This is a genomic window from Candidatus Bartonella washoeensis Sb944nv, from assembly GCF_000278135.1.
In the GTDB taxonomy this organism is placed as follows: Bacteria; Pseudomonadota; Alphaproteobacteria; order Rhizobiales; family Rhizobiaceae; genus Bartonella; species Bartonella washoeensis.
On the sequence record NZ_JH725024.1, the window covers coordinates 270,934 to 284,887 of the forward strand.

The 13,954-nt window shown below is 39.3% G+C and carries 9 protein-coding genes and 1 pseudogene (1 of these 10 cut by a window edge); 4 read left to right on the forward strand and 6 right to left on the reverse strand.

Features of this window, described 5'->3' with window-relative positions; all coding sequences use genetic code 11:
* Positions 1 to 539: the end of an HlyD family secretion protein gene (locus MCQ_RS05835; protein ID WP_035008063.1), read on the forward strand. 559 nt of this gene lie to the left of the window's left edge; only the last 539 of its 1,098 coding nucleotides appear in the window; its start codon lies off the left edge, out of view; it ends in the stop codon at positions 537 to 539.
* 21 nt (positions 540 to 560) lie between these two features.
* Entirely contained in the window at positions 561 to 2,132 is a 1,572-nt protein-coding gene (locus MCQ_RS05840) for a DHA2 family efflux MFS transporter permease subunit (protein ID WP_006924127.1), read from the forward strand.
* Between the two features lie 1,233 nt (positions 2,133 to 3,365).
* On the opposite strand, the gene MCQ_RS05845 is transcribed toward MCQ_RS05840, so the two are convergent.
* The 3 genes from MCQ_RS05845 to trhO all read right to left on the reverse strand — a co-directional run bounded on the left by MCQ_RS05845 (position 3,366) and on the right by trhO (position 7,157).
* A complete protein-coding gene (locus MCQ_RS05845; protein ID WP_006924129.1) occupies positions 3,366 to 3,950 on the reverse strand; it encodes a GNAT family N-acetyltransferase in 585 nt (194 codons plus the stop codon).
* 47 nt (positions 3,951 to 3,997) lie between these two features.
* Entirely contained in the window at positions 3,998 to 5,131 is a 1,134-nt protein-coding gene (locus MCQ_RS05850; protein WP_006924130.1) for a type III PLP-dependent enzyme, read from the reverse strand.
* Between the two features lie 1,108 nt (positions 5,132 to 6,239).
* Positions 6,240 to 7,157: an oxygen-dependent tRNA uridine(34) hydroxylase TrhO gene (gene trhO / locus MCQ_RS05855; protein ID WP_006924132.1), complete on the reverse strand. Its 918-nt coding sequence runs from the start codon at positions 7,155 to 7,157 to the stop codon at positions 6,240 to 6,242.
* Positions 7,158 to 7,270: 113 nt separating this feature from the next.
* Here trhO and eda point away from each other — a divergent pair.
* Positions 7,271 to 7,936 (forward strand): annotated as a pseudogene (gene eda / locus MCQ_RS05860) (bifunctional 4-hydroxy-2-oxoglutarate aldolase/2-dehydro-3-deoxy-phosphogluconate aldolase).
* Here the strand turns inward: eda and MCQ_RS05865 are convergent.
* Entirely contained in the window at positions 7,906 to 8,736 is an 831-nt protein-coding gene (locus tag MCQ_RS05865) for a ferredoxin--NADP reductase (protein WP_006924136.1), read from the reverse strand. The pseudogene eda and the gene MCQ_RS05865 sit on opposite strands and share 31 nt — an antisense overlap.
* 646 nt (positions 8,737 to 9,382) lie before the next feature.
* On the opposite strand from MCQ_RS05865, the gene alr reads away from it, so the two are divergent.
* Positions 9,383 to 10,486 (forward strand): alanine racemase, encoded by a 1,104-nt coding sequence (gene alr, locus MCQ_RS05870; protein WP_006924138.1) that lies wholly within the window; start codon positions 9,383 to 9,385, stop codon positions 10,484 to 10,486.
* A gap of 296 nt (positions 10,487 to 10,782) precedes the next feature.
* On the opposite strand, the gene gcvP is transcribed toward alr, so the two are convergent.
* Together gcvP and gcvH are read right to left on the reverse strand one after the other, a co-directional pair.
* Positions 10,783 to 13,578, reverse strand: a complete 2,796-nt coding sequence (gene gcvP / locus MCQ_RS05875) for an aminomethyl-transferring glycine dehydrogenase (protein WP_006924140.1) — start codon at positions 13,576 to 13,578, stop codon at positions 10,783 to 10,785.
* Between the two features lie 5 nt (positions 13,579 to 13,583).
* Positions 13,584 to 13,952: a glycine cleavage system protein GcvH gene (gene gcvH / locus MCQ_RS05880; protein ID WP_006924141.1), complete on the reverse strand. Its 369-nt coding sequence runs from the start codon at positions 13,950 to 13,952 to the stop codon at positions 13,584 to 13,586.
* Between the last annotated feature and the right edge of the window lie 2 nt (positions 13,953 to 13,954).

The window sequence follows — 13,954 nt, forward strand, 5'->3', positions numbered from 1 at the left end:
TAGCGGCAGCACGTGCCAATATCCAAGTGTTAGAAGCACAACGAAGTGAAACAGAAAGCCAAACAAAGAGCTTAGAACTTACGCGTGAAAAAGCACAACGTGATCTTGCTTCAACCATTATACGGGCTCCATTTGATGGAGTTATTGGAAATTTAACAGCGAAAACGGGCGATTTTGTTATGAATGGCCAACGCCTCGCAGCATTAGTCCCTATAAATGCACTTTATATTGAAGCCAACTATAAAGAAACACAGTTACAAAATATTCGTGCTGGACAAACTGCTTATATTGCTATTGATGCTTTCAAAAAAGATGCATTCACAGGTACAGTGCTTTCTATTGCACCTGCAACAGGAGCTGTTTTTTCTCTCTTACCCCCACAAAATGCCACAGGCAACTTTACCAAAATTGTCCAACGCATTCCAGTACGTATTTCTATTCCAGAAGAAGTATTAAAAACCGGACGTATTCGAGCGGGAATGAGTGTTTCAGTAGAAATTGATACACGTACAAAACCGCACGATAAAAATCCCTCATAACGAAAAGCAAATGATCTTACTATGACATCTCCCATTGCAGAATCGGTCCATTCTCAAGAACGCATAGGAATCCATAAAATCGTAGTTTTCATTGCTATGTCCTTTGGCATGTTTATGGCTATTTTAGATATCCAAATCGTTTCCTCATCTTTAGCTGAAATTCAGGCTGGACTTTCAGCAAGCTCTGAAGAGATCTCATGGGTTCAAACCTCCTATCTCATCGCTGAAGTTATTATGTTACCCCTTTCTGGATTCTTAGCAAGATTGCTTTCAACGCGTATTTTCTTTAGCATATCAGCTATTGGTTTTACGATTACCTCTGTTCTTTGTGCAACAGCAACATCTATTGAAGAGATGATTGTGTACCGTGCACTTCAAGGTTTTATTGGTGGAGGAATTATCCCTAGCGTTTTTGTCGCTTCTTATGTACTTTTTCCTCCTTCTAAACGTCCAATTGTTACCCCTATCGTTGGATTGGTAGCAACGTTAGCACCCACCATTGGTCCAACAGTGGGAGGCTATATCTGTCATATTTTATCATGGCACTGGCTCTTTCTTATCAATGTACCCTGCGGGGCTATTATCTCAATTCTTGCTTGGAAATTGATTAATTTCGATAAAGCTGATCCCTCTTTAATGACTAAATTTGACTGGTTAGGCCTCATTTCTATGGCTATTTTTCTAGGAACTTTGGAGTATATTCTAGAAGAAGGTGCGCGTCATGATTGGTTAAAGGATGACCTGATTCTCAATTTATTCATTCTCATGATTTTGTCTGCAGCCTTATTTTTCTGGCGCGCTTTTACTGCAAAAGAACCAATTGTTGATCTCTCAGCTTTTTCCAATTTCAATTTTTCAACTGCATCAGTTTTTTCTTTTATGCTTGGAATAGGTCTTTATGGACTCACATATCTTTATCCTGTCTATTTAAGTCAAATCCGCCATTATGATGCCCTCATGATTGGAGAAACGTTGTTCCTTTCAGGATTCGTCATGTTATTAACCGCACCCCTTGCTGGATTTCTTTCAGCCAGAATTGATGCACGTTTGATGATAGCAATAGGACTTTTGGGCTTTGCGTTAGGAACTTGGATGGCTAGCTCTATCACAGACAACTGGGATTTTGGTCAACTCTTTTGGCCTCAAGTTTTCCGTGGTGCTTCTGTTATGTTATGTATGGTCCCTGTTAATAATATTGCCCTCGGACTACTCCCACCAAAACAAATGCAAAATGCCTCTGGACTTTTTAATCTCACACGCAATCTTGGTGGTGCTGTAGGGCTTGCTATTATCAGTACTCTTATAACGAAACGGACAGACCTGCATTATGGACGAATAGCTGAGACTCTCCAACAAGGAAACAGACAAGCAACCGAAATGCTTTCAAGTCTTACTATTTATTTCAAAACTGCAACTTCGGATCCACATACTCTTTCTCTCTTCCAACTTTTTAATATGGCACGTATACAAGCAATGGTTATGGCTTTTAGCGATATTTTCTTTATAATAACCATCATCTTTAGCATCTTGACATTCATGACTGTTTTTCTCAAAAAAATACCACCCCTCAGTGATACCCCTTCACACCACTAAATGAAGTTATGAATTGCAAGTAAGTATTTTTTTCTGTTAAACTTACTCTCACCCCATGAGCATGTTTAAAGATCCAAAAATCTACGCTTAATCCTTTCTCTCTAACGGCAGACTACATATCTAGGTGGAAAACGTTGGCCTACTTGTTATGATTATTTATCATAAATGAATATTCGTACGACCTTAATTATAATAAACAAAAAATGACCTTATCCCATTCCCTCAATTCAAATTTAAGTAAAACAGTTATTTCCTTTTGAGTGCGTTCTATTTCCAAATGTATAATCAACTGAAAAAATTAGAATAAGATTTGTAATTCTATCACAGCGAATATTTTTATGACATTATTACCTTAGAAGAGAAAACTGCTTTTGAACTAGCTAACTTAATCACCTAATTCATTTAGCACCAAAGAAATTGATGCACGTAAAATTTTGCTCTCCTCCAAAGATACCGCTACATTCTATTCCTGCTATTCCAATATATCCGAAATTGGAACAGAAATTTCTCAAAATGCTTATCTTACAAAACACAATGATGAAACCGGTCAGCTCATCACCCATTCCCGCTTACCCCTATACTCTTACTGTATTGAAGTTGTAATGACTAATCAACTGAAATTATCCGCTGCTAAATTTGAATGATGAAATTGCTAATCGGCATATGTGGCATATGTAGAGTATCCATAGACTTAAGATAGGTAACATTATTTCATTTATCCCAAAACACCTTAGCAATAGAAACAATTAAAACTTACCTTTACTTATGCGCCCATAGCGATTTCTTTTTTTAAAATATTGAGAAGTTCAAACTTATGTTTTAAGCATTTTGGTAATAATGCCTTGACCATCATAAAAAAGCCTGCAACTTTCAGAGCACTGACTGATGCAATATATCCACCATTTTAAAACAGATCTTGATACAGCTACTCATATTCTTATCCCCTCACCTCTAATCAAAAGTTTATTCAAAAGCCAAACAATAAACTCTGCAAAAAATGGCGGGAAACTCGCTCCAATGGTTTAAAAAAAACCATTTAAAACGATGCAACACTATTATATTCTTAGAGGATTAACCGAAGTTATGAAAAAGAACGAGCTGACAACAAAGAAAACATTATGTTTTTATATAAAGCTTGTTAAAAACCTTGCATGTTCTGAGAATAAAATACCATTAAAAAAATAATACTTGAAATTTTAAAGGCTTTTATCAAAAGAAAAATCAACAAAATTCTTAGGCCACTTTATGGTGCTGAACACGATTCCAATCTTGTACTTCGCCACTCGGTGCTAAAATGCCATGGCATGAGGCAAGATATCTTGGAATCAATTCCAGCGCTTGAAAACGATGTTTTTCATAAGGGCCAGGCATTGCTAAATCTTTTGTTAAGCTATTTGAAAAACCAAAACGCTGGTAAAATTCAGAATCACCAACAAGCAAAATAGCTCCATGACCTAATTTCTTTGCCGTTTCAATTGCGTGTCTCACCAAAACTGATCCTATCCCCATACCAGAATACTTAGAGGAAACAGCCAGAGGCCCCAAAAGTAAAGCATGTTGTTTCTCATTTTGTCCTTTATGAAACTGAACATGCCAAAGACGAACACTACCCACAAGCTCTCCAAACGCATTTTTGACGACAAAGGAAAGCCCACATGCAGCCAACCGACCGCGACGTAAGGCCTCCGATGATTTACGCGTGCGTCCTTTTCCCATAGCCAAATCAAGCAAACGCTCGCGATAAATTGTATCGGACTCCTGCTCAGACGCGAGCGTAAAAAGCGAACCATCTTTTGTCTGAAAATGTATCATATTCATCTTTGTCACACGCCTCACTACACCTTATACTACCATAAAAAAATAATTCAGATCACATAAGATCGCAAAGGCTCAAAACCATTAAATGCAACAGATGCGTAAGTTGCCGTGTAAGCACCGGTTCCATGAATTAATATCTCATCCCCAACTGTGAGAGATAAAGGTAACAGATAAGGTGTTTTTTCATAGAGGACATCTGCTGAATCACATGTCGGACCGGCCAAAATACAAGGTTCCATTGCCTTATCGTCATGAGGTGTTTCAATGGGATAGCGGATAGCTTCATCCATAGTTTCAGCAAGGCCGTTAAATTTTCCAACATCAAGATAAACCCATCGAACATGATCATTATCTGCTTTTTTGGATATAAGAACAACTTCTGTGCGAATAACACCAGCATTGCCAACCATGCCACGACCTGGTTCAATGATTGTTTCAGGAATGCGATTACCAAAATATTTTTTCAGTGCATCAAAAACTGCCGTACCATAATTTTGCGTTGTAGGAACATCTTTCAAATAACGCGTTGGAAAACCACCACCCATATTAACCAATTTCAAAGAAATTCCTTCTTGTTCTAAATGCCGAAAAACTGTAGCCGCATCCGACAAAGCTCGCTCCCATGCACTCAGATCTGTCTGCTGAGATCCTACATGAAAGGAGACACCATGCGCTTGCAAACCTAATTGATGTGCATGACGCAAAACATCAACCGCCATAGCAGGAACACAACCAAATTTCCGTGATAATGGCCACTCTGCACCTTCTCCATCAGTAAGAACCCGACAAAACACGCGAGATCCTGGAGCAGCACGAGCAATTTTTTCCACTTCTTCAACACAATCAACCGCATAAAGCGAAACACCCAATGCATATGCACGTGCAATATCACGCTCTTTTTTAATCGTATTTCCAAAAGAAATACGATCACACGTTGCCCCTGCTTTTAAAGCCATTTCAATTTCTGCGACAGAAGCCGCATCAAAAGAAGATCCTAAAGAAGCAAGCAAATTTAGAATTTCGGGTGCTGGATTTGCCTTTATTGCATAAAAAATACGCGATTGTGGAAGAGCTTTCTCAAAATTTAAATAATTTTCACGCACAACATCAAGATCAACAATTAAGCATGGACCTTCAGAGCGATGTGTTGCAAGGAAATCACGAATACGTTGCGTTGCCATCTATCATCTCCCAGGAGAGCAAACCCTCCTACCCTATGCTTGGACAGCACAGAGCCGCCAATAGCCAAAAGACAAAATACACACAACCACCCTTTGCACCCTGATTTTTTAATAACCAAGAAGAAAGCAGCATTGTATGCAGCGAAAAAACAGCGCGAAAACGCGTTGTTCTAATTTTTCTGCCTTTTTGATTGGAGTTGATAAAACCACTTCCGCACTGAAGGCAATGAGGTGTGCCTCTATAGTTATCCCAGCATTTTAGCTGGAAGACACCAGAAAGGCCCGCACCGTCGTTGCTTCAAGATGTCCTCACTCTTTCGGTTGGCCGTAAGAATGACTGGAGCGGTTAGTTCCAGGTACCGTACCGGTTAATCTCACCATTTGAGAACCAGCGGACACCCACAGGCACGTGCGACTTTGGGCAAGGGGTGATATAGAACTAATTTTTATTCATTTCAATCATTTTTTTTATTTTAAACATTTTTTAATTTTTAAAGGCAAATTGATTGCAAAAAAGCAACAGCTTCCTCAAGCAGATAAACCATCTTATTTCTTTTAAAAAAATTGCAACCTTCACGAAAAAGATACACCTCTTTGCTCCCAATTCATGATCTTGCCTTTAATAGAGCCTTTTTGTTTGGCTCCTTCATCCCATCTCCCAACATCATCCTTGAAAGAATAACGCAAGATTCATTGGACATCATCATCTTTATGTTTATGAAATCATAAGGACAGCACCACCATTCTATTGATCCATCCCATTGTTGCTAGCTATTCTCGCATTCAACAGCTCATTAATCGTATGTCATAGCATTTAAAACTGCTTTTCAAAACACACACCCCACGATTAAACTTGTCCCTTTCATTGAACTATCATTGAATAAATTGTACTGATCAGAATGTAAGAATTTTTGCAGCAAACCAAATTTACAAGATAAAATATATAAGCGCTTGTTTATATCTATAAATCAATATCTTACCTTTACACCAAATAAAAAACTGGGCAATCGCCCAGCCTTATCAAATGCTTTTGCACTCACATTGAAAACCCTTTTCTCTTAACAAGAAAAAAAGCAAAAGCTTTAAGCCCTAAAGAAGTATGATACCTTTATGACCCTTGATGAGAATGAATTGCACGCTGTTTTGCTAATTGGAATTGCCTATGACGTTCGCGAAAGCGCTGCCTATCATTTTCACTCCGAGTATCATAACAAGCATCACACGAGACGCCTTCCTCATAATGAGGCGATAATTTGCTTTCAGCATTAAGAGGGGAGCGACATGCACGACATAATTCGCGCCCACATTCTTCAAGACCATGTTTCACAGAAACACGTTCATCAAAAACAAAGCACTCGCCCCACCACAAACTTTCTTCTTTTGGAATTGTTTCCAAATATTTGAGAATACCACCTTTTAAATGGTAAACCTGGTCATAACCAAGTTCACGAACATAAGCTGTTGATTTTTCACACCGAATACCGCCTGTACAAAACATAGCAATTTTCTTTTTCTTTTTTAAATCAGCTTCGTGCTTAAGCACCCATTCAGGAAATTCGCGAAATGTTTTAATACGCGGATCAATCGCTCCTTGAAAACTTCCAATCGCATATTCATAATCGTTACGCGTATCAATTAAAATCGTTTCTTCATCTTGAATAAGAGCATTCCAATCTTCAGGATTGACATAAGTACCAACAGCCTTTAGCGGATCAACGCCGTCAACCCCCATTGTTACAATTTCTTTTTTCAATCGTACTTTCAAACGATGAAAAGGCATCTTTGATGCCCATGAATATTTAATCTCGGGCGTTTGAAATACTGGTTCAGCTGTAATAAAATTGACCAATGTCTCAATCGCTGCACAAGAACCAGCAACAGTTCCATTAATTCCCTCTTTTGCTAAAAGAAGAGTCCCTTTGATACCCTGTGCCTGACATAAATCACGCAAAGGTTTCTGTAATTGATGATAATGCTTCAAATCTGCAAAGCAATAAAGAGCAACAACTTTAAAATTCTTTTCCATAATATTGCCATAACGCGCGTTTTATTCAATTTCAAGACCTATTCCTCTACTCTTTGTATATTGTCCTTAATCAAACTATATTGACCATGCTATCTGCATAAAGAAAGTATATCATGTGCCCAAAAATAGAGCGTCTTTTATCACTTCTCCAAAGACAAACTGTCATACCTGTTTTGCTCATTGACAATCTGCAAAACATCGTGCCCTTAGCGCACCCCCTTGCCAAAGGGGGATGAAAAACAATTGAGGTCACATTGCAAACACAAAATGCGCTTGCTGCAATTAAAATAATCACACAAGAAATGCCTGAATTAATTGTCGGAGCAGGAACAATTCTCAACAGTGCACACTATGAACAAGCTGAACGAGCAGGAGCAAAATTTATTGTTAGCCCAGGACTATCAAACGAATTAGTCGATTGTGCAAAAAACAGCGAAGTTCCTCTTCTCCCCAGTGCTATGACACCAAGTGAATGTATAAAAGCACTGGAAAACGGCTATTCATATCTTAAATTTTTCCCAGCTACACCAGCTGGTAGCATCGCCTTTGTGCAAGCTTTAGCATCCCCTTTTCCTGAAATCCAATTTCACCCCACAGGCGGTATTTGGGAAAACAATGCTGCACAATGGCTTGAACTTCCCAACGTATTCTGCGTGGGTGGTTCTTGGATAGCACCTAATCAACTCATCGCGACGCATAATTGGGATGCAATAAGTGCATTAGCACACGCTACCTCACAACTGCTCTCTCAACCAACAAAAGCACGCTCTACAACATAAGTAGCAGGTGCATTATTGGCACCTTCAACAAACCCAAAAGCTTCGCACATCCTTGCGCAATCCTTCAACATTGCCATAGAACCGCAAATCATCACCCGATCTTCATCAGGATTGATTTTCGATAAACCAGTTGTTTCAAAAAAAGCACCACTCTCCATGACAGTCGTAATGCGGCCCATATGCTCTGAAGATTCGCGAGTGGTCATAGGGTAAAATTGCAACTGCTGTGCATACTCACCAATGAGTGGATCATCTTTTAAAGATGCAACAAGATCTTTTGCATAAGCAAGCTCATTCCGCTCACGCGTTGTTTGAATAAGAATCACTTGGGAAAATTTTTCATAAGTTTCAGGATCACGAATAAGACTTGCAAAGGGAGCAACCCCAGTCCCTGTCGAAAGAAGATAAAGACGCTTTCCAGGAACAAGAGCATCAAGAACCAATGTTCCAGTAGATTTTTTACGCATGAGAACCGTATCACCAATTTTAATTTTTTGGAGATGTTCTGTCAGTGGACCACCTGGAACTTTGATTGAAAAAAACTCAAGCTGCTCATCCCAAAATGGGCTTGCAATCGAATAAGCACGATAAATTGGCTTTTCTGCATTTGGCAAACCAATCATCACAAATTCACCTGAACGAAAACGAAAACTTTCCGGACGATTCAGACGAAATTTAAACAAGCGGTCTGTATAGTGATAAACTTCCTGAACTGTAAGCGCAAAAACATTTTCAGGAATCGGGAAGTCTGATGCAACGCTGCTGATATTTGACTGAACATGAGTAGCAGACGTATTCATAAAACTCTTCCTTATCTCTTTGATTGAACATCAAATCTCACATTTTAAAAAATGATATAATGCCCATATAATTATCTGCCAATATTTCTCTTCAAACATAAACCACGCAATCAACATCTTTTGTCTTAAAACTAAGGAAATAGAAGGCATATCATACAAACTTAAGCAAAATGCAATAAGCTCTTCAGTTGCAACACATCATCAATAATGCGCATGATTCCCATCACATAAAACTCTTAACTTCAAAAAACCTACGAATTAACCTCAAAATAATGAAGAACCTTCATGATGAGCTCTCAATCATGCTCTCTTAACCAATTCTCTCATAGTGAAATAGTGATGTGCCTTCATTAATATACACCTAACCACAAGCCACCAAAAAGCAAAAAACTTAATCCTGCTTATCATTATTATATCACAGTAACATACACAGAAAACAAATCTACCTATTGTCCTCAAGGAGAAAGCATTTTATGTTAAAAATTGCTTTTGTGGCATATAATGCAGTATAAGCTACTCATAATTTTAACAATAACAAACAAGATGCATACCCTTTTCATATATCATAGAAAGCTATATGAAATAATCGAAGGAAACTTCTTATCTCACTGACATAAATAGAATTTTAAAATGCATAAATCTATTAATGATGAAAAAAAATACATTATTTCCTTATACCGCTGTAGCAACCATTGATGTTGGTGCCATTGTCGCTAATTATACAACTTTAGCTAAACGCGTTGCCCCAACAGAATGTTCTGCTGTTTTGAAAGCAAATGCTTATGGATTAGGCGCTGATAAAATTGCTCCTGCGCTTTATCAAGCTGGTTGCCGAACTTTTTTTGTTGTCCAAATCGAAGAAGCACTCCAGTTAAAAGCTATTTTACCCCCAGATGTCATGATTTCTCTTCTGAATGGACTTCCACACACAGCGGAAGAATTTGTGGCACAATCGAGTATTGTTCCTGTTCTAAACTCTTGGAATGCAATCGAGGACTGGCAAACTCTTTGCCAAAAAAAGGATAAAAAATTTCCCGCAATCATTCAAATCGATACTAATATGAATCGATTAGGACTTGATAAAAAAGAATTACAAAAACTCATCAAACAACCTACAATTTTTGAAAAAGCAGAAATAAAATATATTCTCAGTCACCTTGCAAACGGAGATGATGCTACCCATTCATCCAATTTTACACAATTGGCTACTTTAAAAACCATACTTGCGCAATTGCCTGCTTGCAAAGTTTCCTTTGCTAATTCCGGAGGTATTTTTCTTGGGAACGATTTTTATTTTGACCTTGTTCGCCCAGGCATTGCACTTTACGGTATTAATCCCCATGGAAAACATCCAACACCTCTAAAACCTGTTTTAAAACTTGAAGCCCAAGTCATTCAAAGCCGCTTTATTGAGGCAGGAGTGCCCGTTGGTTATGGAGAGAGTTTCATTACCCACAGACCAAGCACGCTCATAACTATTTCTATCGGCTATGCAGATGGTTGGGTACGCGCTCTTTCTAATAAAGGAAGCGTTTATTTCAAAGGAAACAAACTACCCATTGTTGGACGCGTTTCTATGGATTCCACAGTGGTAGATGCTACCGATCTTGATAAAAAACCGCAAAAAGGTGATTGGATAGAACTCATTGGAACACACCAAACACTTGAAAAAGTATCGACTGATGCTAACACCATTCCTAATGAAATTCTAACTTCTCTAGGAAACCGTTATCAACGCATTTACATTTAGAATCATTAAAGAAATGGAATAGTGAAAATATCACCTTATAAAGTAGCTTTATCAGCCTTTTTATAAAATATCTTATGACAACTAATCATATACTATTGCTCACTAACGCTCTCTCCCACACATTCCGTTGATCAATATTTTTCATAAAAATTCTTAAAAGAACAATAGAAATCATCAATTGTTGGTTTTAAAATCATCATCAGTAAAACAAAAAGAAAGCAATAACACGCAAATTAACATTAAAAAAAGCTCGCACAGAATGTTCGAGCTTTTTTCGTCAATACGAAGAAATAAAATTAATACGTATTTCCTAATGGTGGACATGAACAAATAAGCGTTCTGTCTCCCGCAACATTATCAATGCGAGAAACAGGAGGCCAATATTTATTTACTGGATCAAGAGAGCAATTGGGAAAAGCAGCTTCTTGTCGTGAATAAGGCCGTGCCCAAGCATCATCTACCGTATCGATCAATGTATGTGGTGCATTAACTAATGGATTATCGTCTTTTGGCCAAAAACCCGCACCAACCTTCTTAGCTTCTTCAGCAATAGAGAGCAAAGCATCACAGAAACGATCAATCTCTGCTTTTGGCTCTGATTCTGTCGGTTCAATCATCAAAGTGCCAGGAACAGGAAAAGACATCGTCGGCGCATGAAAACCATAATCAATCAAACGTTTTGCAATATCATCAACACTCACCCCATACTGCTCTTTCAACACACGGGTATCCACAATACACTCATGAGCAACACGTCCATATTTACCTCGATATAGAATGGAATAAGCCTGTGAAAGGCGCGCCGCAATATAATTAGCATTTAAAATTGCTGTTTGTGTCGCATATTTCAAGCCATCAGCACCCATCATCCGAATATACATCCACGTAATAACAAGAATAGAGGCACTTCCATAAGGAGCAGCCGAAACTGCATGTGTTGCTCCCTCTTGTTCATGCCCTGGTAAAAATGGTTTGAGATGTTCTGCCACTCCAATCGGCCCCACACCAGGACCACCACCACCATGGGGAATGGCAAAGGTTTTATGGAGATTCATATGACAAACATCTGCCCCAATATCTGCCGGACGAGCAAGCCCAACAAGCGCATTCAAATTAGCACCATCAAAATAAACTTGTCCCCCATTTTCATGGATAAGAGAACAAATATCCTTAATACTCTCCTCATAAACACCATGGGTTGAAGGATAGGTGATCATAAGAGCTGCTAAACGCTCCTTATGTAACTGCGCTTTCATTTTGAGATCATCAACATCAACATCGCCATCACCCAAACATTTGACCACAACAACTTCCATACCCGCCATATGAGCAGAAGCTGGATTGGTACCATGGGCGGAAGCTGGGATAAGGCAAAGCGTACGTTGATGTTCTCCTCGCGATTGGTGATATCGGCGGATTGCCAAAAGCCCCGCATATTCCCCTTGAGCACCAGAATTTGGCTGGAAAGACACTTGCGCAAACCCTGTAATTTCACACAACCACGCATTCAGTTGATGAATCATTTCTTGATAACCCATTGCATCCTCTTTCGGAACAAAGGGATGGATATTGGCTACCGTAGGCCAACTCACAGGCATCAATTCCGCTGCTGCATTAAGCTTCATTGTACAAGAACCAAGCGGAATCATTGCCCGGTCTAATGCCAAATCCTTATCCGACAAACGACGCAAAAAGCGCATCATGTCTGTCTCTGAGTGAACCGCATGAAAAAATGGCTGTGAAAGAAAAGTGCCGTCACGCTCTTTCCCTAAAAGTCGTGAAGAAACTTGATCAACCAATTGCGCACCAAAAAGCTGTGCCAAAGCGGCAGCATCTTCTTGTGTTGACAATTCATCAAAATTGATCGCAATTGTGTCATCATCCAAAATACGAATAAGGCGTCCACCAGCTTTTGCTTGACGCGCAATCTCCTGAGCTTTCCCTTTCACAACAATGCTTACACAATCAAAAAAATATTCTCCTTCACAAGGAACCCCTGCTGCTTCTAAACCAGCAACAAAGCGGCATGTTAAATGATGAATCCGCTGAGCAATTTGCTGTAAGCCTTGTGGCCCATGCCAAACAGCATAAGCTGTTGCCATATTTGCCAATAGAGCTTGTGCTGTGCAAATATTAGACGTCGCTTTATCGCGTCGAATATGTTGTTCACGTGTTTGCAATGCTAAGCGAAACCCAACGCGCCCTTTCGTATCAACAGATTGACCAACAATACGCCCTGGAATAAGGCGTGTTAAAGCCTCGCTTACCGCAAGATAACCAGCATGAGGACCACCAAACCCCATTGGAACCCCATAACGCTGCATAGAACCAACAACGATATCAGCACCCCATTGGGCTGGTGGTTCCATAAGAGTAAGCGCCAAAGGATCAGCAACAACGATGACCAATGCTCCTTTTGCCTTTGCCTCTTTAATAACTTCACTATAATCTTTAAAATAACCTTTTGTATCTGGCCAGGATAAGACAATTGCAGCTGTATCAGAACAAATTTTGCCATCTTGGCTGATATGAATACCTTGGGTTTCAGCACGCGTTTGCGCAACACTCAAAGTTTGGGGATGCAAAAGACTCTGAAGAGAAATTTTTGTCTTTTTCTCGCGTGCAAAGCGCACAGCCACTGCATTTGCTTCAGCTAAAGCAGTGGCTTCATCAAGAAGTGAAGCAGCTGCAACAGGCAAACCAGTAAGTTCACTAACCAATGTCTGAAAATAAAATAAAAGTTCTAAACGGCCTTGGCTAATCTCTGCCTGATAAGGTGTATAAGCAGTATACCAAGCTGGATTTTCAAAAAGATTCCGCAAAATAACGGGAGGCACAGAAGTTCCATGATATCCCTGCCCAATAAAACTTTTGTGCACACGGTTACGCCCCATTATTTTGGAAAGTTCTTCCAAGGCTTTCCCTTCACTTACTGCCTTTGGAAGATTAAGCGAACGTCCCAAATGGATAGAATGTGGAACAGCTTGAGAAACGAGTGCATCAATACAATCAACCCCTAAAACATCAAGCATTTTTTGTGTTTCATCGGGGCGAAGCCCAATATGACGAGAAAAAAAATGACGCTCTAACATAGCACTCATCCAATCAGTGCTTTATAAGCAGTCTCATCCAGCAACCCTTCAAGTTGCGATTCATCCTGCAACGTCATTTTCCAGAGCCAACCTTCTTTTTCAGCTTTCTGGTTTACCAGTTCAGGACTATTTACCAAAGCTTCGTTAATTTCAACCACTTCACCATCAAGAGGTGCATAGACATCTGAAGCCGCTTTAACCGATTCAACAACAGCAGCAGAATCTCCCTTAGAAAGCTCTGTTCCACTTTGCGGCAAATCAATAAAAACCAAATCACCTAACTGCTCTTGAGCATAATTTGTAATCCCAACAGTAACCACATCTCCTTCAATACTGAGCCATTCATGATCTTGTGTAAAATAAGTTTTAGACATAA

Excerpts from the sequence above, each read along its gene's own strand:
- MCQ_RS05845 (WP_006924129.1), bottom strand. The coding sequence starts at position 3,950 with ATGAATATGATACATTTTCAGACAAAAGATGGTTCGCTTTTTACGCTC.
- MCQ_RS05865 (WP_006924136.1), bottom strand. The coding sequence starts at position 8,736 with ATGAATACGTCTGCTACTCATGTTCAGTCAAATATCAGCAGCGTTGCA.
- trhO (WP_006924132.1), bottom strand. The coding sequence starts at position 7,157 with ATGGAAAAGAATTTTAAAGTTGTTGCTCTTTATTGCTTTGCAGATTTG.
- alr (WP_006924138.1), top strand. The coding sequence starts at position 9,383 with ATGATGAAAAAAAATACATTATTTCCTTATACCGCTGTAGCAACCATT.
- gcvP (WP_006924140.1), bottom strand. The coding sequence starts at position 13,578 with ATGTTAGAGCGTCATTTTTTTTCTCGTCATATTGGGCTTCGCCCCGAT.
- MCQ_RS05840 (WP_006924127.1), top strand. The coding sequence starts at position 561 with ATGACATCTCCCATTGCAGAATCGGTCCATTCTCAAGAACGCATAGGA.
- gcvH (WP_006924141.1), bottom strand. The coding sequence starts at position 13,952 with ATGTCTAAAACTTATTTTACACAAGATCATGAATGGCTCAGTATTGAA.
- MCQ_RS05850 (WP_006924130.1), bottom strand. The coding sequence starts at position 5,131 with ATGGCAACGCAACGTATTCGTGATTTCCTTGCAACACATCGCTCTGAA.